This window comes from uncultured Azohydromonas sp., assembly GCF_937926365.1.
Lineage (GTDB): Bacteria > Pseudomonadota > Gammaproteobacteria > Burkholderiales > Burkholderiaceae_C > Azohydromonas.
Map to the genome: position 1 here is coordinate 1 of NZ_CALAOH010000154.1, position 18,827 is coordinate 18,827.

Here is an 18,827-nt window from a genome sequence, read left to right on the forward strand (position 1 = left end):
TGCCGCTGTCACCCACCGCGGCCACGCTTTCAACGGCGGCGCTGCCGCCGGTGGCCGGGGCGGCGTCGAAGCCCGTGGTGCGCACGGTGATGACCTTCACCGCGTCGGCGCTCTGCACCGTGGCGATGGCGTTGCCGGCGTAGATCGGGCGCTCGAAGGTGTCGGCACTCAGGACCTTGGTGATGTCGCTGAGCTGCGCCACGTCGAGCTTGGCGGCCACGCGCGGGGCGGCGTTGCGGCCGTTGGCGGTGGAGGGGAACAGGATGTGGCTGTAGGCCGGTGCCACAGCGAGCACCTGCGCCGCCACGTTCTCCGCAAGTTGCTTGCCCAGCGCGGGCGAGTCGGCGTGCAGCACCTTGCTCACGCCCTGCACCTGGGCGGCGGCCTGGGCCACGGCGGCGGCGTTCTCGCCGGCCACCAGCACGTGCACTTCGCCGCCGCAAGCGGCTGCGGCAGTCACGGTGTTGAGGGTCGCGCCCTTGAGGGACGCGTTGTCGTGTTCGGCAATGACGAGTGCGGCCATGTCAGATCACCTTGGCTTCGTTCTTGAGCTTGTCCACGAGGGTCGCCACGTCGGGCACCTTCACGCCGGCGCCGCGCTTCGGGGGCTCGCTGACCTTCACGGTCTTGATGCGCGGCGTGACATCGACGCCCAGGTCCGCCGGCTTGACGGTTTCCAGCGGCTTCTTCTTGGCCTTCATGATGTTGGGCAGCGTCACGTAGCGCGGCTCGTTCAGGCGCAGGTCGGTCGTGACCACGGCCGGCAGCGTGACCTCGATGGTCTCCAGGCCGCCGTCCACCTCGCGCGTCACCTTGGCCTTGCCGTCCGCCACTTCGACCTTGGAGGCGAAGGTGGCCTGCGGCAGGTCGGCCAGCGCGGCGAGCATCTGGCCGGTCTGGTTGTTGTCGTCATCGATGGCCTGCTTGCCCAGGATCACCAGGCCCGGCTGCTCCTTGTCCACCAGCGCCTTGAGGATCTTGGCCACGGCCAGCGGCTGCAGCTCGGCGTCGGTCTCGACCAGGATGGCGCGGTCCGCGCCGATGGCGAGAGCCGTGCGCAGCGTCTCCTGGCACTGCGCCACACCGCAGGAGACCACGACGATCTCGCTGGCGACGCCCTTCTCCTTGAGCCGAACCGCTTCCTCGACGGCGATCTCGTCGAAGGGGTTCATGCTCATCTTCACGCCGGCGAGGTCCATGCCGGAGCCGTCGCTCTTCACGCGGACCTTGACGTTGTAGTCCACCACCCGTTTCACGGGCACCAGCAGCTTCATGTTGTGCGCTCCTGTCATCTGATTGAGGCTTGACGGCGGATTTTAGAGTGCCCCCTGCACCGCTCCGAGGCGATGGATGCCCGCGGCTACACTGCCGCCGCCATGAACCCTGCCCCTCCCGCCGGCTGCTGTATCGGCGTGTTCGATTCCGGCGTCGGCGGCCTGTCGGTGCTGCCGGCCCTGCGCGCGGCGCTGCCCGACGCGCGGCTGCTGTACGTGGCCGACAGCGGCCATGCACCCTACGGCGAGCGCACCGAGGCCTACATCGTCGAGCGCTCGCAACACATTGCCGGCTTCCTGCGCGCGCAGGGGGCGCAACTGCTGGTGGTCGCCTGCAACACCGCCACTGCCGCCGCGGTGGAGGCGCTGCGGCAGGCGCACGGCGACATCCCGGTGGTGGGCATCGAGCCCGGCCTGAAGCCAGCGGTGGCGCTCACCCGCCATGGCCGCGTGGGCGTGATGGCCACCAGCGGCACGCTCTCCAGCCGCAAGTTCCAGCGCCTGCTGCTGGCGCAGCCGCCGCAGGTGAGTTTTCACCTGCAGGCCTGCACGGGACTGGCGCTGGCCATCGAGCGCGGCGACCTGCGCTCGGCCGAGCTGCAGGCTGTCGTGCAGCGGCACTGCGCGCCGCTGCGCGAGGCCGGCTGCGACGTGGTGGTGCTGGGCTGCACACACTATCCCTTCGCCGCGCCGCTGATCCGCGAGGCCCTGCCCGGCGTGATGCTGGTGGACACCGCCGAGGCCGTGGCGCGGCAGACGGCCCGGCTGGCGGCGCGGCTGCCGCCCTCGACACTCGACCTGCCGCCGCTGCAGCTCTGGAGCAGCGGCGATCCGGCACAGCTGAGCGCGTTCACGCTGCGGTGGCTGGAGTGGGACGTGGAGGCGGCGGCGCTGCCCTAAACGCCCGGCCCCTGCTCACACCCCCTGCGCCGCCGCCTGCCCCCGCTGCAGATCCAGCGGCCTGAGCAGCACCAGTCCCAGCACGAAGAACAGCCCCGTGGCGCCGATGGCCAGGCGGTGGTTGCCGTCGGTGAGCCAGGTGACGAGCCCGTAGGTGACCGGCCCGGCAATGGCCGCCAGCCGCGTGGCGAAGGTCCACAGCCCGAAGAACTCCGCCAGCCGCGCCGGCGGCGCCAGCAGCCCCACCAACGCGCGCCCGGCCGACTGGCTCGATCCCATGCACAGCCCGGCCACCACCGCAGCGGCCCAGAACAGCCCCGGCTCGCGGGCCGCCATTGCCAGCAGCGTCATGCCGATCCAGCCCACCAGCGTCCAGCCCAGCGCACGCTTGTGGCCGGCGCGGTCCTGCCAGTAGCCGAAGGCGAAGGCCCCGGCGGCCGAGGCGATGTTGACCAGGAACACCAGCGTCATGGTCTGCGTCTGGGTGAAGCCCAGCGCCTGCTCCGCGTACACCGCCGCCAGCGCCACCACCACCGCGATGCCCGCCTGGTAAGCCACGGTGCAGGCCAGCAGCCGGCCGAAGTCCTGGTAGCACCGCGCCGCGCGCCAGGTGCCGTGCAGCCGCCGCAGCGAATCGGCGATGCCGGTGCTCGCGTCCGGCTGCGGCTGCGCCCGCTCGCGCAGCAGGGTGAAGGTCGCCAGCGAGGCCAGGGCGTAGACGCCGGCCGTGATACCCATGGTGACCGGCACGAACTGCGTCGCCGACTGCCCTTGCGCCTGCGCCCACAGCACGTAGCCGAGGCTCAGGCCCAGGGTCAGCATCCCGCCGAAGTAGCCGAAGCTCCAGCCCCAGCCGGAGACGCGGCCCATCGCCTCGCGCCGCGACAACTCGGGCAGGAAGGCGGCGCACAGCGACTCGCCGGCGCTGTAGAAGGCGTTGGACAGCAGCACGGCCACGACGGCCAGTGCCACGTCGCCGCGTCCGCAGGCCGCCAGCAGCGCGGTGCCGAGCACGCAGCCCACGGTGGCGCCGGCCAGCAGCCGCTTCTTGGCCCCATGCAGGTCGGCCCAGGCGCCCAGCGCCGGCAGCAGCAGCATCACCAGCAGGTTCGACAGTGCCAGCGCCAGCGTCCACGCCAGCGTGGCCCAGGGCGCGTTGCCCGCCACCACGCCGACGAAGTAGGCGTTGAACACGGCCGTGAGCACCACGGTCGTGTAGCCCGAGTTGGCGAAGTCGTACATGGCCCAGCCGAAGACCTCGCGCTTGCGTACGCCGGGGTTCAGCAGGGTGGATGGGAAAAGAGGCATGGCGCGGGCCGCGGCCGGCGCCGGCACTCCAGGGCCGGGCACGGAACCGCGTTGCAGGACTGAACGAGGCCGAGAGTGTGCGTCCTGCGCGCATGCAATCCGGCCTGGACGCGCCGCGAGCGGCGGCTCCAAGCCGGGAAAGGGAATTCAGGACCTGAGGCGCGGCTTGCGCCTCAGGCAGCGGGACGGGGCTTCAGCGGCTGGAGCCGGTCGCGCCGGTGGCCGGCTCAGAAGCCGCGCCCGATTGCGTGCCGGCCTGGGCGGGCTTCTTGGCGGGGGCGGCGCCCTCCGCGGCCTTGGCTTCCACCGGCGGCTTGGCGGCCTTGTTGCCGCCGGCAGGCGTGCCCGAGGCCACGGGCTGCGCCGGCTGCGCGGCGGTGCCGGTGCCCGCGCCGGTGGTGGAGCCGGCCGAACCGGTGCTGCTCTGCGCCATCGCGGTAGGCATGAGCGCTGCGAGGGCCAGCGCGCCCAGGCAGCGCGCCAGCGGGTTGGAACGGACAGTGCGATCAGCGGGGGGGTTCATGGCGTTGTCTCCTGCTTCTGCGGACAAGGATCAGCACGAACTTGCGGCGCAAGGCCGCGCGTGCTCGATAGGCAGAGGGCAATTCAGGGTCCCGCCAAAGGAATTCGGACTGCAGCTCTGGTCAATGCAAGACCTGGGCGCTGCGCAGAGTTGGAAGAGGAGAAAAGGGCGCGGCTGGCAGCGCTTGGCGCGGACCGTTGGAGGAGTGATCCGCGTGGTGCCCGGGACGGGACTCGAACCCGTAAGCCTTTTTAGGGCGGCGGATTTTAAGTCCGCTGCGTCTACCGATTTCGCCACCCGGGCAGGGCCGCCGCGCGAGGGCGCGGCGGGAGGCAAGCCGCGCATTATCGCGGCTCGCGCAGGCGTTTCCGGCTCAAGGAATGTTCAGCACCTTGTGCGTCTGCAGCCCCAACCGCCACCGCGGATGCTCCAGGCAGTAGCGCAGCGCCAGCTGCGTGTTGCGTTCGCGCTCCGGCCCGTCCATGGGTTGCAGGATGAAGTGCCTGAAATCCAGCGCCTCGAAGCGCTCCGGCATCGCCTCCGGCTGTGGGAACACCAGCTTCAGCTCGTCGCCGCGCGTCAGCGCCAGCGGCGCGTCGGACTTGGGGCTAACGCAGATCCAATCCAGCCCGGCCGGCGCCGGCTGCGTGCCGTTGGTTTCCACGGCGATCTCGAACCCCCGCGCGTGCAGCGCCTCGATCAGCGGCGCGTCCAGCTGCAGCAGCGGCTCGCCGCCCGTGCACACCACCAGCGGCTTGCCGCCGCCGGGCCACAACGCGGCCACGGCCTCGGCCAGCGCCGCCGCGTCGGCGAACTTGCCGCCGCCCGGGCCGTCGGTGCCGACGAAGTCCGTGTCGCAGAAGCGGCACACGGCCGCTGCGCGGTCCGCCTCGCGCCCGCTCCAGAGGTTGCAGCCGGCAAAGCGGCAGAACACCGCCGCCCGCCCCGCCTGGGCGCCCTCGCCCTGCAGCGTGTAGAAGATTTCCTTGACGGCGTAGGCCATGGCGCGCGCCGCTCGCGTCAGACGGGCAGCGCCGGCGTCGCGGCGCCGAGCTGTACCGTGGCGCCACAGGCGGGCGTCTCGAACAGGTCCACCCGGTCCACCTGCGGCAGCCGCTCGCGCGCCTGCCCCAGCGCCCAGTGCGCCAGCGAGGCCGGATCGCAGTCCGTCAGGCTCTCAATCTCGTGCAGCGGCTGGTGGTCCAGGGCCCGGAACACCGGGTCGAACAGGCGCTTCACGTCGCCAAAGTCCAGCGTCCAGCCCATCAGCGCGTCCAGCGGCGCCTCCAGATGCAGCCGCAGCGTGTAGGTGTGGCCGTGCAGGCGGCGCAGCGGGCTGCTTTCGGGCGCGCGGCGCAGGCACAGCGCGCTGTCCAGGCTGAACTCCTTCCAGGTGCGCCAGCGCCGGCCGTCGTAGCAAGCGCCGCAGGAGGCGGTCTCGAACACCGTCACGTGCGCCAGCGTGGGCAGCGCGGGCTGCAGCCGCTCCCAGATCCAGCTCGACAGCATCTCGCTGGTGGGGTTCTCCAACCCGGGCAGATCATTGAGGCAGACGTGGTGCAGCTGCGCCTGCAGTGGCGCCCAGCCGTCGTCGATGGCGTCGTGGTCCACGCCCTGCGCGTGGATCAGCACCTCGAAGCCGTGGCCGTGCATGCGCCCGCACTTGTGGCCCTCCGGCACGTTGGGCAACCGGTGCGCGGAGTGGAAGGCGTGGCGACGCCAGGCATGGGCCCGGCCTTCGGCGTCGAGGTCCACGCCGCGGTCGGGGCGGCTCTGCAGCGCCACCTCCAACGGCAGCGGCAGCTGCGCGGCGATCCAGCGCGCCAAGCGCTCGTCGCTGGGCTCGGTCAGCACCTCGTTGAGCAGCCGGTAGTCCAGCATGCCCGTCACCTCGCGCAGCTCGGCTTGCAGCCGCTGCACCTCGCCGCCGGGGAACTCGGCCCAGCCGGCGGGCAACTCGCCGCGCACCCGCGCCTGGAAACCGTGGCCGTGCAAGTTGCGCGCGCGATGACTGGGTGGCACCTGCACCAGACGCCGCGCCGCCTCGAAACCAGCCGACGCCGCATGCCACACCCTGCCGTCCATCACCACCGTACTGCTCCTCGATCCCATCGCCGCGCGTGCCATACCGCGCATACGCAAAAGCGCGCGAGTCTACGGGCGGCACCACCGCGTCCGGGATACCGAGCGGGAAGGCCCTTCACGCCGCCGGGCGCCGCGTGCACTCCGCCACGCTGCCGCGGCGCGCCTTCAGCCCTCGCGCTCGGCGCGGCGGTCGATGAAGATGTCCCAGGCGGCCATGAACAGCGCCGCGATGACGGGGCCGATCACGAAGCCGTTGAGCCCGAACACCGCGATGCCGCCCAGCGTGGAGATCAGCACCAGGTAGTCGGGCATCTTGGTGTCCTTGCCTACCAGGATCGGGCGCAGCACGTTGTCCACCAGCCCGATCACGAGCACGCCCCAGGCCACCAGCGCGATGCCCTTCCACAGCGCGCCGGTGACCATCAGGTACACGGCCACCGGCGCCCACACCAGCGCCGCGCCCACGGCCGGCAGCAGCGACAGCACCGCCATCACCACGCCCCACAGCAGCGCGCCGTGGATGCCCACGAACCAGAAGGCCAGACTGCCCAGGGCGCCCTGCACCACCGCCACGACGATGTTGCCCTTCACGGTGGCGCGGATCACGGTGGCAAAGCGCGCCAGCAACTCGCGCTTGTCCTCCTCGTTGAGCGGGATGGCCTTGCGCACCCGCAGCGCCAGCCCGGTGCCGTCGCGCAGCAGGAAGAAGAGCAGGTACAGCATCACGCCGAAGGTGATGAGGAAGTTGAAGGTGTCCTGCCCCACGCTCAGTGCGCGCGAGGCCAGCGCCTGCGTGCCGGAGGTCAGCTGCTCGCCCAGCCGGGCCTTGAGGCCCGCCAGGTCCGCCAGCCCGAAGCGGTCCAGCAGCCCCGTGAGCCACGCCGGCAGCGCGGCGTAGATCTGCTCGGCGTAGCGGCTGAAACTGATCTCGCCGCTCTGCATGCGCTGCATCACCCCCAGCGCCTCCTGCACCAGCATCGAGCCCACCATGGCCATGGGCAGGATCACGATCACCAGCACGATCAGCAGCGTCAGCAGCGCCGCGGCGTTGGGGCGGCCCTTGAGGTTGATGCGAATGCGCCGCTGCACCGGGGTGAACAGGATCGCCGTCACCACGGCCCAGAACACCGCGCTGTAGTAGGGCAGCAGGATCCAGCCGAAAGCCAGCGTCACCAGCACCAGCAGCCACACCAGGCTGCGGAACTCCAGGCCGCCGCTGCGCGCGCGGGCGGTGATTTCAGGGTCTTCGGGGAGCTGGGTCATCGGGCCTCACGCGGACAGGACAACGGGAAGCCGCCACTTTGCATGACGGCCCCCTTAGCAATCCGCACGCCGGCTCACTCGTGCCGCAGCGCCTCGATCGGGTCCAGCCGCGCCGCGCGCCGGGCCGGGAAGTAGCCGAACAGCACCCCGATGCCGGCCGAGAACAGGAAGGCCAGCAGGTTGATGGGCACGTCGAACTGGTAGGGCACCTCCATCAGCCGCGCGCCGGTAACGGAGAACACCGCCGCCAGCACGATGCCCACCACGCCGCCCAGCGCCGCCAGCACCACGGCCTCGATCAGGAACTGCAGCAGCACCTCCGCCTCCAGCGCGCCGATGGCCAGCCGCACGCCGATCTCGCGCGTGCGCTCGGTCACGCTGACCAGCATGATGTTCATGATCCCGATGCCGCCCACCAGCAGGCTCACCGCGGCCACCGCGCCCAGCAGCATCGTCATCGTGCGCGTGGTGCTGGAGAAGGTCTGCGCCAGCTGCGCGGTGTCGAGCACGTTGAAGTTGTCCTCCTCGCCCGCGCCCAGCTTGCGGCGCTCGCGCAGCAGCTCGCGGATGCCGGCCTTCACGCGCTCGGCATCGCTGCCCTCGGCCATGGACACCAGGATGGTCTGCACCCGCGTGCTGCCCGTCACCCGGCGCTGCACGGTGGCCAGCGGCAGCAGCACCACGTCGTCCTGGTCGTTGCCCATGGCGCCCTGCCCCTTGTTGGCCAGCACGCCCACCACCTCGCAGCTGAACTGCTTGACCCGCAGGCGCTGGCCCAGCACGGACGCCGAGTCCGCACCGAACAGCTCGCGCCGCACCGTCTGGCCGATCAGGCACACGGCGGCGCCGGCACGTTCCTCCGACTCCTCGAAGGTGCGGCCCGCGGCAACGCTCCAGTTGTTGGTGAAGAAGTAGTCGTTGTTGGTGCCGGTGACGCTGGTGGCCCAGTTGCGGCCATTGGCCACCACCGTCACGCCCGAGCGCACCTCCGGGGCGACGGCGGCGATGCCGCCGATCTGCGTGCGGATGGCCGCCACGTCCTCCACCGTGAAGCTGGGCGCGCCCGCGCCGCCGCCCGCGCCCAGGCGCTGGCCCGGGCGCACCATCAGCAGGTTCGTGCCCAGGCTCGTGATCTGGTCCTGCACCGCCTGCGTCGCGCCCTTGCCCAGCGTCACCATGGTGATGACGGCGCTCACGCCGATGACGATGCCCAGGATGGTGAGAAAGCTGCGCAGCAGGTGGCGGCGGATCTCGCGCAGCGCCAGCAGCAGGCTGTTCCACAACATCAGCGTGCTCCTTGCATCGGGGTGGCCGCGGCGGCGCCACCGCCGGCGCCGAGCGGATGGGCGTTGCGCTCGTCGCTGTCCACCAGGCCGTCCACGAAGCGCACGATGCGCTTGGCGTAGGCCGCCATGTCGCTCTCGTGCGTGACCATCAGCACCGTGATGCCGCGCTCGCTGTTGAGCCGCCACAGCAGCTCCATGATCTCGCGGCTGCGCTGGGTGTCGAGGTTGCCTGTGGGCTCATCGGCGAGCAGCACTTTCGGGCTGGTCACCAGCGCGCGCGCGATGGCCACGCGCTGCTGCTGGCCGCCCGAGAGCTCCGCCGGCGTGTGATGCGCCCACTGCGCCAGCCCCACGGTGTCCAGCGCCTGCAGCGCCAGCCGGCGCCGCTCCTTGGCCGGGATACCCCGGTACAGCAGCGGCAGCTCCACGTTCTCCTGCGCCGAGGTGCGGGCCAGCAGGTTGAAACCCTGGAAGACGAAGCCGAGCTGCTCGCGGCGCAGGCGGGCGCGCTGGTCGCGGTTGAGCTCGTGCACCGGCACGCCGCGAAAGAAGTACTGGCCGCTGGTGGGCACGTCCAGGCAGCCCAGCAGGTTCATCGCCGTGCTTTTCCCCGAGCCGCTGGGGCCCATGACGGCCACGAAGTCGCCCTCCTCGATGTCCAGGTCCACGCCCTTGAGCGCGAGGAAGGCGGCCTGGCCCTGGCCGTAGCGCTTGGTGATGCCGCGCAGGCGGATCAGCGGCATGCGCTGCGCCGTGGAGGCGAGGCTGGCGGAAGCGGCTGACGTGCTCATCGCGGCTGGCTGCGCTGGTCCACGATCACCTGCATGCCGGGCTGCAGCTGCTCGCTGCGTACCTCGGTGCGGCGGCCGTCGCTGGCGCCGGTGCTGACGTTCACGGGCACGGGGCGGCCCTCCTGCAGCAGCCACAGCGTCTTGGTCCCGCCGCCGCTGGCGTCGCCGGCCTGCTTGCGCCCGCTGCGCGGCATGCGCGGCATCAGCACCGAGGCCACGCCGCCCCCGCCGCCGGGGGCGGCGCCGTCCTGCGGCGCGCTGGGCAGCGCGGGCGTGAAGCGCAGCGCCTGGTTGGGCACCAGCAGCACGCCGCGGCGCGGCTCGCCGCGGATGGTGGCGGTGGCGGTCATGCCCGGGCGCAGCGACAGGTCCTCGTTGGCGACGTCCAGCAGCGTCGGGTAGGTGACGACGTTGTCGGTGGTGGTGGAGCCATAGGCCACGCGCGTGACGGTGGCGGGGTAGCGGCGCTGCGGCCAGGCGCTGACGCTGAAGTCCGCCTCCTGTCCCACACGCAGCGCGCCCACGTCGGCCTCGTCCACGTTGACCTGCAACCGCATGTGGCTCAGGTCCTCGGCCAGCGTGAACAGCGTCACCGCCTGCAGCGAGGCGGCCACGGCGTTGCCCGGGTCCACCGAGCGGGTGAGGATCACGCCGTCGATGGGCGCGCGGATGGCGGTCTTGCTCAGGTTCGTCTCGTCGATGAGCACCTGCGCCTGCGCGTCCGTCACCGCCGCGCGCGCGGCGTTGAGGTCGGCCTGCGCGCGCGAGACGGTGGCGCGCGCGGTGTCGAGCTCGGCCGCCGAGGGCACCTTGCCGCCGGACAGGCGCGCGACCTCCTCGTAGCGCGTGAGCTGCGCCTGGGCCTCCTTGAGCGTGGCCTCCACCTGGGACACCTTGGCGCGGCTGGAGGCCAGCGTGGCGCGCGAGCGTTCGAGCTGGCCTTGCAGGCGCGTGCGGTCCAGCTCCACCAGCACCTGGCCCTTCTTCACCTGGTCGTTCACGTCCACCAGCACGCGCGCCACGGTGCCGGAGAGCTCGCTGCCGATGTTGACGGTGCGCGTGGGCTGCAGCGTGCCGTTGGCGCTGACGCTGAGCTGCAGGTCGCCGCGCGTCACGGGCTCGGTGACGTACACCGGCGTGGCCTGCTGGGCCTCGCGCTTCTGCCAGGCCAGGCCGCCGGCCACGGCGGCGGCCAGCACGGCCACGGCCAGCCACGGCGTGGTGCGGCGCCACCAGGGGCGCGGCTTGGCATCGGCGCCGAGCAGCGTTTCAAGGTCGGAGGCGTTGTCTTGGGCTTTCATGGAGGGCGTTTTTCCGGGTCGGAAAGATCGGCTGGCCGTGGTCGATCAAGCGTGATCGAGGAGCCGCGGCCGGCGCTCGTTCGTTTCAGGGTGTGGCCATGGCGGTGTCGTCCGGCTGCCAGCCCCCACCCAGCGCCTTGTAGAGGCGCACATGGGCGACGGCGGTGTCGGCCTGCGCGGCGGCCAAGTTGTCCTGCAGGGCAAGCTGGGTGCGCTGGGTCTGCAGCACGGTCTGGAAATCCACCAGCCCGCCGCCGTACTGCTGAGTCGCCAGCAGCGCGGCGTTGGCGGCAGCCTCGGCGGCGCGGCCCAGCGTGGCCTGGCGCTCGCGGCTGCTGCGCACCTCCACCAGCGCGTCCTCCACTTCCTTGAGCGCGTTCAGCGCCACGGCCTGGAGGTTGGCGCCCGATTGCTGCGCCGCGGCCTGCTGGGAACGCACCTGGGCGTCGATGGCGCCGGCGTCGAACACCGGCAGCGACAGGCCCGCCAGCAGCGAGCTGACCACGGCGCCGGGGCCGGTGAGCCCGCCCACGGTCAGCGCGCTCAGGCCCAGTGAGCCGCTGAGGCGGAAGGTGGGGTAGCGCGCGGCATCGGCCTGCGTGATGCGCGCCAGCGCGGCGCGCACCCGCGCCTCGGCCGCGCGCACGTCCGGGCGCTGGCGCAGCGTGTCGGTGGGCAGGCTCTGCGCCAGGTCGGCCGGCGCGGCGGGGATGGGCGCCGCGCGCTCCAGTTCCGGCAGGCCGGGTGGCCGGCCGGTGAGCACGGCCAGCGCGCTGGCGAACTGGGTCAGCGACAGCTGCAGCGCCGGGATCTGCGCCTGCGTCTGCTCGACGGCGGCGCGCGCCTGCTCGGCTTCCAGCGAGGTCGCCAGCCCGGCCTGCAGCCGCCACTGGGCGATCTGGAAAGTCTCCTGCTGGCTCGCGAGGTTGGCCTGGGCGATGGCCAGGCGCGCCTGCAGGCCGCGCAGCGTGATCAGGTCCGCGGCGACTTCGGCGGCCAGCGACACCTGCACGTCGGCCAGCGACAGCGCGCTGGCGGCGACGTCGGCCTCCGCTGCCGTCACACCGGCGCGGGTGCGGCCGAAGAGATCGGGCTCCCAGGCCGCGTCGAAGCCGGCCTGGAACTGGTTGCCGCTGACGTTGCGCGCGCGGCTGCGCCCGGCCGAGGCCGAGGCGCCGACATTGGGGTAGAGCCCCGAGGCCGCCAGGTCACGCAGCGCGCGCGCCTGGCGCAGCGCCGCCTGGGCCGAGGTGCTTTGTGGGTTGGCGCGCAGCGCCTCGTCCACGAGGGTGGGCAGCAGTGGGTCGCCGAAGCGGGACCACCAGGCGGCTTCGGCGCGGGGCGTGGCCGTCGCGGAACTGGTGCCGAGCTGCACCGCGGAGGCGGCGGTGGTGGGGATGGGCGCAACATCGGCAGCCGCGGGCGGCTGCAGCGCTGCGCACCCCGACAGCAGCGCCACCGCCGCCAGCGCCAGGACCTGCGGCAACGGACTGAGGGAGGACACGGATTGCTTCACGCCACGCAGTCTGACAGCCGGATGTGGCGAGGCTGCTGCCCGTCCTTTGCTGGAGCGTAAAGACAGCCCTTAATCCAGCCTCAAGGCCCGGCCCCCGCCTGCAGCCGCCAAGCCCCGTTCTCGATGCGCACCATCACGCGCGCGCGCTGGTCCAGGCCGAGGTGGTCGGTGGGGCTCATGGTGAAGATGCCGTGCGCGCCGGGCATCTCGTGCACGGCTTCGAGCGCGTCGCGCAGCGCGGCGCGGAACTCGGCGCTGCCGGGCTGGGCCTTTTTCAGCGCCGCCGGCAGCGCGGTGGTCAGCAGCAGCCCCGCGTCCCAGGCATGCGCGCCGAAGGCGGACAGGGTGCCCTTGCCATACAGGCCTTCCCAGAGCGTGATGTAGGTCAGCGCGCTCTTCCTTACCGGGTGCGTGGCGGGCAGTTGCTCCGCCACCAATACCGGGCCGGCGGGCAGGTACGTGCCCTCCACCTCCTTGCCGCCCACGCGCAGGAAATCGGCATTGGCCACGCCATGCGTCTGGTAGAAGCGGCCGGTGTATCCGCGCTCGCGCAGCGTCTTCTGCGGCAGCACGGCCGGGGTGCCGGCGGCGGCAACGAGAACGGCCTCGGGCTTGACGGCCAGGATCCTGAAGGCCTGGGTGGTGACGGAAGCGTCGGTGCGCGCGTAGCGCTCGTTGGCCACCACCTTGATGTTGCGCAGCGCCGCGGCGCGGCTGAACTCCTGGAACCAGCCCTCGCCGTACGCATCGGCAAAGCCGATGAAGCCCACGTTGCGCACCCCCTGGGCCGCCATGTGCTCGGCGATGGCCTGCGACATGGCGCTGTCGTTCTGCGGCGTCTTGAACACCCAGCGCCGCCGGGCGTCCATGGGCTCGACGATGCGGGCACTGGCGGCCAGGGAGATCATGGGCGTGCGCGATTCGGCCGCCACCTCGATCATCGCCAGCGAGTTGGGCGAGGTGGTGGAGCCCAGAAGCACGTCCACCTTGTGCTCGCCCACCAGCTTGCGCGCGTTGGCAAGGGCGGTGGGGGGGTCGGAGCCGTCGTCGAGCACCAGGTAGTTGATCTTCTGCCCGGCGACCACCGGGGGCAGCAGCGCGATGGTGTTGCGCTCCGGAATGCCCAGCGAAGCTGCCGGGCCCGTGACCGAAAGCGTGACGCCGACGTTGACGTCAGCCTGCACCAGCGCGGCGGCCAGCAGCGCGGCCACCAGGACGGCGAGTTTCGGCGTCGGCTTCTTCATGGGCATCGGTCTCCGGGGCATGGAACGGCATGCGCCGGGGAGGAGAAGCCCGGCCGTCCTGCTTCCGCCATTGTCACCCCTAAGGCAGGGGGTCTCTCCAAGGCCGGACTGCCGGCCATCACCGCGCCGTGGCGCCTGTCTTTGCCGGCCTTGAACGGAGGGCATGGCCATGCCCGGGCTTGGGGCTTGCTGCATTGCACACGAACCCGTCCACAGCGCATGCCCGCCTTGCTCATCTCGCCCCACCTCGACGACGCCGTTTTCAGCTGCGGCCAATGGCTGAGTGCCCATCCAGGCACGCACGTGGTGACGGTGTTCGCGGGGCTACCGGCCGACGGTGGCGTGCGCACCGACTGGGATGCGCGCTGCGGCTTCGGCAGCGCCCGCGAGGCGGTGCTGACCCGGCGCGAAGAGGACCGGGCCGCGCTGGCGCTGCTGGGCTGCGAGCCCTGCTGGCTGGACTTCGGCGACAGCCAGTACGGCGCCACGCCCACGGTCGAGGCGGTGGCCGAGGCGCTGTCGCCGCTGCTGGCGCGCCAGGGCGAGGACGACGCCTTCGTGTTCCCGCTGGGGCTGTTCCATTCGGACCACCGGCTGGTGCACGAGGCCTGCATGGCGGCGTGGCGGCGTCATCCACGCCCCGCGCTGCTGTACGAGGACGCGCTCTACCGCGGCATCCCGGGGCTGCTGCAGCAGCGGCTGGCGGAGCTGCTGCGGCAGGGGCTGCAGCTCACGCCGCCCAAGGAGAAGCCTATCGAGGCGGCAGCCTTCAAGGCGCGCGCGGTGCAGTGCTACGCCAGCCAGTTGCGCGCCTTTGGCCCCGGTGGCCATGACGACACGGCCCGCCCCGAGGGACGCTGGCGCGTCGAAATCCAGGACACACAAGCTGCCGAGGAAACCTCATGAAGATCGCGAACCCGCGCGTGAGCGTGGTGGTGCTCACCCACGAGCGCCCACAGGAACTGGAGCGCACGCTGTGCCACCTCGAAGCCTTGCCTGAGGCACCGGCGCTGATCGTGGTGGACAACGGCGCTTCGCCGGCCACGGCCGAGGTGGTGCGGCGCTTCCAGCGCGCGCAGCTCGTGTGCTGTCCCGCCAACCTGGGGGCGGCCGGGCGCAATCACGGCGTGGAACTGGTGCGCACGCCCTACGTCGCCTTCTGCGATGACGACACCTGGTGGGAGCCCGGCGCGCTGGCGCGGGCGGTGGCGGTGCTGGACATGTATCCGCGCCTGGGCGTGCTCAACGCGCAGGTGCTGGTGGGGCCGGAGAACCGGATCGATCCGGCCTGCAAGTGCATGGCCTCCAGCCCGCTGGACTCGCGCGGCCTACCCGGGCCGCGGCTGGTGAGTTTCATGGCCGGCGCGGTGGTGATGCGGGTGCAAGCCTTCCGCAAAGCCAGCGGCTACGAGCCGCGCTTCTTCCTGGGCGCGGAGGAAGCCCTGCTGGGCCAGGATTTGATGGCCGCGGGCTGGGACATGGCCTATGTGCCGGCGGTCCAGATGCACCACCACCCTTCCCCAGTGCGCGACCGCCGCGCGCGCCAGCTCGTGACCACGCGCAACCGCTTCTGGCTGGCGTGGCTACGGCTGCCGTGGCGGCTGGCCTGGCACGAGACGCGCAAGGTCTGGCGTGACGGCCAAGCGCAGGGCGTACTTGGCGCGGCACTGTGGTCAGCCCTGGCCGGGCTGCCCTGGACGCTGGCGCGCCGGCGCGTGCTGCCGCCGGCGGTGGTGCAGATGATCGTGAAGGTGCACGGCGGACCGCCCCCGGTGCGCCGGCGCTTGGCTGTCCTGCCGGGAGCGCAGCGCTGATGGCGGCCCCGCTGCACGAGGCCGCCCTGCCACAGGCCGAACGCTCGCCGGTGACGTTGGCGCCGCGACTGGAAGCTCTCCCGGCAGCGGTGTCAACGGCCTCCGGCGTGGACCTGCATCCGCCGCTGCCGCGCTTCGCTCAGATCGAACCGGTAGGCCGCTGCAACCTGGCCTGCCGCATGTGCACGGTGAACGACCGCGGCGACGAGGTGGCGGAGCTGTCGCTGGAGCGTTTCGTCCGGCTACTGGACCAAATGCAGGGGCTGCAAGAGCTGCATCTGCAGGGGCTGGGCGAGCCAATGCTGCATCCGCATTTCTTCGACATGGTGGCGCTGGCAGTGGCACGCGGGATCCGCGTCTCGGCGAACACCAACCTCACGCTGCTGACGCCAGCACGCGCGCGGCGCTGCGTGGACAGCGGACTGAGCGCGCTGTCGGTGTCGCTGGATGGAGCCAGCGCGGCGGTTTACGAGTCGATCCGGCGCAAGGCCAATTTCGGGAAGGTGGTGCGCAACCTGGGCCGGCTGATGTTGGCGCGGCAGGAGGCCGGCAGCGCGCTGGAGGTGCGCGGCGTGATGGTGCTGATGCGCCACAACGCGCACGAACTGCCGGCGCTGCTACGACTGCTGCACGCGCATGGCGTGCCGGAGCTGCTGGTGCAGCGCCTGTCCAGCGATCTGCAGCAGCCGGAGCTGCCGGGGCGCTACATCCCCATCCGCAGCTATGTGAACGAGCACGAGATCCCGGAGGCCGAGTTGCCGGCGCTGGAGGCGCTGTTCGAAGAGTCGCGCGCACTGGCGGCGGAGCTGGGCATGCGGCTGAACCTGCCGCGGCTGCGTCCGCGCACCACGCGATCGTCGAGCGGGCCGCGCTGCGACTGGCCCTGGGAGCAGCTTTACATCACCGCCGCCGGGCAGATGCTGCCCTGCTGCATGGCCGCGAGTGCCGACCGCGCCAGCTTCGGCAACGTGTTCGAGTCGGACCAAGGTCTGCAGGCGCGCTGGCACGGGGAGCAGGCGGTGGCGCTACGCGCCGCGCTGGCGGCGGACCAGCCGCCGAGCCTGTGCCGCTCCTGCGCGCTGTACCGCGGGATGTTCTGACACCAACTCGCTTTTCGAACTCAGGAGTCCAACTGAAGGACGCCCTCCAGGCTCAGCCTTCGACAGGCTTGGAGCTGACGGAGTTCGCTTGACGCTCGGAGCGCGTTGGAGCGAGTGCAGCCCTGATCATGGACACGGCCAACCGCTTGCCCCGGAGCACCGTAGGTGCTGCGGCCGTCAAAAACAAAAGCGGCCCACAAGGGGCCGCTGAATACTTGATTTATTTGGAGTTCTTTGGAGGCGCGGGGCGGAGTCGAACCGCCCTGGACGGATTTGCAATGTGCAGAAATCCTTAATCGCGACAGTCACTTAGCAGAGAAAACCGGCACAAAGAAGTCACTTCCGGGGCAGCCGTGTACTCGTGCGCGCTCTGGCGTTGCCGCATTTTTGTAGACGCTGCGGCTGGCCCTGTACTGCGTGCTGTTGCTGGACAGAAAGCAGGTTTAGTGGTCCACCACACCACCTAAACTTGTTGGCAGCACTCACAGCATTCGACGATGGCAACCACAGACGAAGACAAATTCAGCGGAGCATTAGAAGCACTGACACCAGCGCCTGTTCAGGTATTAGAGGTGCAGCTTCGCCCAATGCCGTCACCGCCTGGAGTACCGCCAGAAGCCAAATTTGGCGAACGATTGAAGGACGCGCGGCAACAATTGAATTTGTCAGTCGAGGCACTGAGCAGACTCACGAAAAGGTATGACGCTCAGGCCAGCAAGGGAGTTTCCCCACCAACCATCAGCCGCTACGAAGGCAACGACACATTGCCCACGTTGAGGGAACTTCGTCTGTTGGCAGAAGCCTTGGATGTTCCGGCGCAGTGGCTGCTGGACGGGAACATCTCAAAAGTGAAAGGCTCGACAGAGGCAGCACAGCGGTTGGTGGACGCCATGACGGCGTTCTGCAGAGCGGTGCAGGAAGACATCAACATAGGAGGTGCTCCTCTCTCGCACCATCAGGAGTGGCACAAGAAAAGGGAGCGAGCCGAGCTGCTTGCCGAGGTACGCAGGCCAACAGGGGACTGACCTCCAAATCTGAGGAATTCCTCCGAACTTGTTGACCACGGGGCGATCTATGATTATCCTTCGTTCGTGGGTTTTTCATCCACGAATGAAAGGATCGTCATGGACAAACCGACTTCTCTTCTCAGTGCGGAGCTTTCCCGCTACGTTCGCCGGCAGCTCGGCCTGTCGCAGAAGGACGTCATCGAAGGCACCGGCCTCCCTGGCTACAAGATCAAGCAGTGGGAGGTGCGCGGCCTGGAGATCAACGTCTCGGACCTGCGCACGCTGCGCAACTTCTACGCGAAGCAGGCCGAAGACCGCGGCGTGAGCTTCGAAGACATCGAAGCCCGTTTCCACGCCTCCACGTCCGCCACCGCCCCCACGGGCAAGGCCTCTTCGCAGGCCAACTCGGCCGGCGAGCCCGGCCTGTCGCACCTGGGCTTCCTGATCTCGCCCAAGCTGGCACCGGAAGTGGTCGATCAGCTCATGGCCGACATGGAAGCCACGGATGAGCGCGTGGCGGCGATCGTGAAGACCGGCATCAAGTCCGGCCTGTTCGGTGGCCTGTCGGATGAAACCGAAGGGTTGGTGCGTGAGCTGTTCGGGCTGCTCGCGGCCAACCACCTGCGCTTCCGCTGCCTGCAGGGGCGCAACATCATCGAGCCCACCCGGGACGAGGCGAAGACGGTGGGCGGCTACCTCGCCCAATGGCTGCAGACCAGCGGCGTGGCACACGTGATCGCTGCGCCGGCCGAAGCCACCACCGAGCAGGAGTGAGCACCATGCAAGCACCCGTCTCGATGCTGGTGGGCTTCACGTCCAAGGGCAACACCGCCCTCGTCATCGGTCTGCTGGTGGGGTTGGCCGTCCTGGCCTCCATCAAGAACAGCCCAACGCAAGCCGCGGCGAACACCCGCACCACGCTGTAACGCCCTCTCCAGGTAGGGCCGGCACACCGCTACCGCCGCCCTCGCCTGCACCACCCCAAGCCAGGAAAAACACCATGGAATCCCTTCAAGGGAGCGCTGCCGCATGGGCGGCTCCACTCTTCTCGCACCTGCGCGGCGTTGCGCAGGAAACCACCAAGCAGACGCACAAGCTGCCTCCCATGCCGTGCGTGCTGTGGTTACCGGACTTCGGCGCCTACGTGCGCAGCGTCAACCTGCTGAGCGCGTCCTTCACCACCAGCCCGAACGCAGAGGGCGCGATGCGCCTGGGTGAAGACCTGGCCGTGTCGGTGGGCCAAGACCTGATCGACTGCACCGCCCTACGTGTGCACGTCCGGCCGTTCCACCAGTCGCACTGAAGGGAGCGCCGCGGTGAACCACCAAGAGAACCGCGGTGCAACCGTCACAGCCCATGACGTAAGCGCACGGCCATCCCGTGTTGATGAGAACGCATCGAGAGTTAAGGATCGT

19 protein-coding genes, 1 tRNA gene and 1 pseudogene are annotated in these 18,827 nt (G+C 70.5%); 8 read left to right on the forward strand and 13 right to left on the reverse strand.

Translation table 11 applies throughout. The annotated features are described in order from the left end of the window. Positions 1 to 523 (reverse strand): annotated as a pseudogene (locus Q0741_RS16460) (electron transfer flavoprotein subunit alpha/FixB family protein); the annotation flags it as partial. 1 nt (position 524) lies between these two features. Further along, positions 525 to 1,274: an electron transfer flavoprotein subunit beta/FixA family protein gene (locus tag Q0741_RS16465; protein ID WP_298234283.1), complete on the reverse strand. Its 750-nt coding sequence runs from the start codon at positions 1,272 to 1,274 to the stop codon at positions 525 to 527. Positions 1,275 to 1,376: 102 nt separating this feature from the next. Here Q0741_RS16465 and murI point away from each other — a divergent pair, with 102 nt between their 5' ends. After that, positions 1,377 to 2,174: a glutamate racemase gene (gene murI / locus Q0741_RS16470; RefSeq protein ID WP_298234284.1), complete on the forward strand. Its 798-nt coding sequence runs from the start codon at positions 1,377 to 1,379 to the stop codon at positions 2,172 to 2,174. Positions 2,175 to 2,189: 15 nt separating this feature from the next. Here murI and Q0741_RS16475 read toward each other — a convergent pair whose 3' ends face one another. From Q0741_RS16475 to Q0741_RS16525, 11 genes are all read right to left on the reverse strand, one after another. After that, positions 2,190 to 3,482: an MFS transporter gene (locus Q0741_RS16475; RefSeq protein ID WP_298234285.1), complete on the reverse strand. Its 1,293-nt coding sequence runs from the start codon at positions 3,480 to 3,482 to the stop codon at positions 2,190 to 2,192. A gap of 193 nt (positions 3,483 to 3,675) precedes the next feature. Continuing rightward, a complete protein-coding gene (locus Q0741_RS16480) occupies positions 3,676 to 4,005 on the reverse strand; it encodes a hypothetical protein (protein WP_298234286.1) in 330 nt (109 codons plus the stop codon). 215 nt (positions 4,006 to 4,220) lie between these two features. Then, a tRNA-Leu gene (locus tag Q0741_RS16485) sits at positions 4,221 to 4,308 on the reverse strand. A 70-nt stretch (positions 4,309 to 4,378) separates the two neighbouring features. After that, positions 4,379 to 5,008, reverse strand: coding sequence for a 7-carboxy-7-deazaguanine synthase (gene queE / locus Q0741_RS16490; protein WP_298234287.1), 630 nt, complete (start codon positions 5,006 to 5,008; stop codon positions 4,379 to 4,381). A gap of 17 nt (positions 5,009 to 5,025) precedes the next feature. Then, positions 5,026 to 6,090 (reverse strand): 6-carboxytetrahydropterin synthase, encoded by a 1,065-nt coding sequence (locus Q0741_RS16495; RefSeq protein WP_298234288.1) that lies wholly within the window; start codon positions 6,088 to 6,090, stop codon positions 5,026 to 5,028. 165 nt (positions 6,091 to 6,255) lie between these two features. Further along, complete coding sequence (locus Q0741_RS16500) at positions 6,256 to 7,353, reverse strand: AI-2E family transporter (RefSeq protein ID WP_298234289.1); 1,098 nt, start codon at positions 7,351 to 7,353, stop codon at positions 6,256 to 6,258. A 74-nt stretch (positions 7,354 to 7,427) separates the two neighbouring features. Further along, positions 7,428 to 8,639 carry an ABC transporter permease gene (locus Q0741_RS16505; protein ID WP_298234290.1) on the reverse strand — a complete coding sequence of 404 codons (1,212 nt, stop codon included), beginning with the start codon at positions 8,637 to 8,639 and terminating at the stop codon, positions 7,428 to 7,430. Beyond that, positions 8,639 to 9,430 carry an ABC transporter ATP-binding protein gene (locus tag Q0741_RS16510; protein ID WP_298234291.1) on the reverse strand — a complete coding sequence of 264 codons (792 nt, stop codon included), beginning with the start codon at positions 9,428 to 9,430 and terminating at the stop codon, positions 8,639 to 8,641. The genes Q0741_RS16505 and Q0741_RS16510 overlap by 1 nt, the downstream gene beginning before the upstream one ends. Continuing rightward, positions 9,427 to 10,731, reverse strand: a complete 1,305-nt coding sequence (locus Q0741_RS16515; RefSeq protein ID WP_298234292.1) for an efflux RND transporter periplasmic adaptor subunit — start codon at positions 10,729 to 10,731, stop codon at positions 9,427 to 9,429. Before Q0741_RS16515 ends, Q0741_RS16510 begins: the two co-directional genes overlap by 4 nt. Before the next feature lie 85 nt (positions 10,732 to 10,816). Beyond that, positions 10,817 to 12,235, reverse strand: a complete 1,419-nt coding sequence (locus tag Q0741_RS16520) for an efflux transporter outer membrane subunit (RefSeq protein WP_298234293.1) — start codon at positions 12,233 to 12,235, stop codon at positions 10,817 to 10,819. A 92-nt stretch (positions 12,236 to 12,327) separates the two neighbouring features. Beyond that, complete coding sequence (locus tag Q0741_RS16525; RefSeq protein WP_298234294.1) at positions 12,328 to 13,491, reverse strand: ABC transporter substrate-binding protein; 1,164 nt, start codon at positions 13,489 to 13,491, stop codon at positions 12,328 to 12,330. Between the two features lie 219 nt (positions 13,492 to 13,710). Between Q0741_RS16525 and Q0741_RS16530 the strand changes: the two genes are divergently transcribed. From Q0741_RS16530 to Q0741_RS16560, 7 genes are all read left to right on the forward strand, one after another. Further along, positions 13,711 to 14,397: a PIG-L family deacetylase gene (locus Q0741_RS16530; RefSeq protein ID WP_298234295.1), complete on the forward strand. Its 687-nt coding sequence runs from the start codon at positions 13,711 to 13,713 to the stop codon at positions 14,395 to 14,397. Further along, the gene (locus Q0741_RS16535; RefSeq protein ID WP_298234296.1) at positions 14,394 to 15,305 is read left to right on the forward strand and encodes a glycosyltransferase; all 912 of its coding nucleotides are present in this window, start codon (positions 14,394 to 14,396) and stop codon (positions 15,303 to 15,305) included. Before Q0741_RS16530 ends, Q0741_RS16535 begins: the two co-directional genes overlap by 4 nt. Further along, entirely contained in the window at positions 15,305 to 16,405 is a 1,101-nt protein-coding gene (locus Q0741_RS16540; protein WP_298234297.1) for a radical SAM protein, read from the forward strand. Before Q0741_RS16535 ends, Q0741_RS16540 begins: the two co-directional genes overlap by 1 nt. Before the next feature lie 497 nt (positions 16,406 to 16,902). Next, a complete protein-coding gene (locus tag Q0741_RS16545; RefSeq protein ID WP_298234298.1) occupies positions 16,903 to 17,430 on the forward strand; it encodes a helix-turn-helix transcriptional regulator in 528 nt (175 codons plus the stop codon). 99 nt (positions 17,431 to 17,529) lie between these two features. Beyond that, complete coding sequence (locus Q0741_RS16550) at positions 17,530 to 18,186, forward strand: hypothetical protein (RefSeq protein ID WP_298234299.1); 657 nt, start codon at positions 17,530 to 17,532, stop codon at positions 18,184 to 18,186. Between the two features lie 5 nt (positions 18,187 to 18,191). Continuing rightward, entirely contained in the window at positions 18,192 to 18,338 is a 147-nt protein-coding gene (locus tag Q0741_RS16555) for a hypothetical protein (protein WP_298234300.1), read from the forward strand. Positions 18,339 to 18,412: 74 nt separating this feature from the next. After that, the gene (locus Q0741_RS16560; protein WP_298234301.1) at positions 18,413 to 18,715 is read left to right on the forward strand and encodes a hypothetical protein; all 303 of its coding nucleotides are present in this window, start codon (positions 18,413 to 18,415) and stop codon (positions 18,713 to 18,715) included. Positions 18,716 to 18,827: the final 112 nt, after the last annotated feature.

Coding starts and splice junctions, on each gene's coding strand:
- queE (WP_298234287.1), bottom strand. CDS start 5,008: ATGGCCTACGCCGTCAAGGAAATCTTCTACACGCTGCAGGGCGAGGGC.
- Q0741_RS16555 (WP_298234300.1), top strand. CDS start 18,192: ATGCAAGCACCCGTCTCGATGCTGGTGGGCTTCACGTCCAAGGGCAAC.
- Q0741_RS16535 (WP_298234296.1), top strand. CDS start 14,394: ATGAAGATCGCGAACCCGCGCGTGAGCGTGGTGGTGCTCACCCACGAG.
- Q0741_RS16480 (WP_298234286.1), bottom strand. CDS start 4,005: ATGAACCCCCCCGCTGATCGCACTGTCCGTTCCAACCCGCTGGCGCGC.
- Q0741_RS16475 (WP_298234285.1), bottom strand. CDS start 3,482: ATGCCTCTTTTCCCATCCACCCTGCTGAACCCCGGCGTACGCAAGCGC.
- Q0741_RS16465 (WP_298234283.1), bottom strand. CDS start 1,274: ATGAAGCTGCTGGTGCCCGTGAAACGGGTGGTGGACTACAACGTCAAG.
- Q0741_RS16500 (WP_298234289.1), bottom strand. CDS start 7,353: ATGACCCAGCTCCCCGAAGACCCTGAAATCACCGCCCGCGCGCGCAGC.
- Q0741_RS16545 (WP_298234298.1), top strand. CDS start 16,903: ATGGCAACCACAGACGAAGACAAATTCAGCGGAGCATTAGAAGCACTG.
- murI (WP_298234284.1), top strand. CDS start 1,377: ATGAACCCTGCCCCTCCCGCCGGCTGCTGTATCGGCGTGTTCGATTCC.
- Q0741_RS16525 (WP_298234294.1), bottom strand. CDS start 13,491: ATGAAGAAGCCGACGCCGAAACTCGCCGTCCTGGTGGCCGCGCTGCTG.
- Q0741_RS16560 (WP_298234301.1), top strand. CDS start 18,413: ATGGAATCCCTTCAAGGGAGCGCTGCCGCATGGGCGGCTCCACTCTTC.
- Q0741_RS16530 (WP_298234295.1), top strand. CDS start 13,711: ATGCCCGCCTTGCTCATCTCGCCCCACCTCGACGACGCCGTTTTCAGC.
- Q0741_RS16505 (WP_298234290.1), bottom strand. CDS start 8,639: ATGTTGTGGAACAGCCTGCTGCTGGCGCTGCGCGAGATCCGCCGCCAC.
- Q0741_RS16540 (WP_298234297.1), top strand. CDS start 15,305: ATGGCGGCCCCGCTGCACGAGGCCGCCCTGCCACAGGCCGAACGCTCG.
- Q0741_RS16510 (WP_298234291.1), bottom strand. CDS start 9,430: ATGAGCACGTCAGCCGCTTCCGCCAGCCTCGCCTCCACGGCGCAGCGC.
- Q0741_RS16495 (WP_298234288.1), bottom strand. CDS start 6,090: ATGGACGGCAGGGTGTGGCATGCGGCGTCGGCTGGTTTCGAGGCGGCG.
- Q0741_RS16550 (WP_298234299.1), top strand. CDS start 17,530: ATGGACAAACCGACTTCTCTTCTCAGTGCGGAGCTTTCCCGCTACGTT.
- Q0741_RS16515 (WP_298234292.1), bottom strand. CDS start 10,731: ATGAAAGCCCAAGACAACGCCTCCGACCTTGAAACGCTGCTCGGCGCC.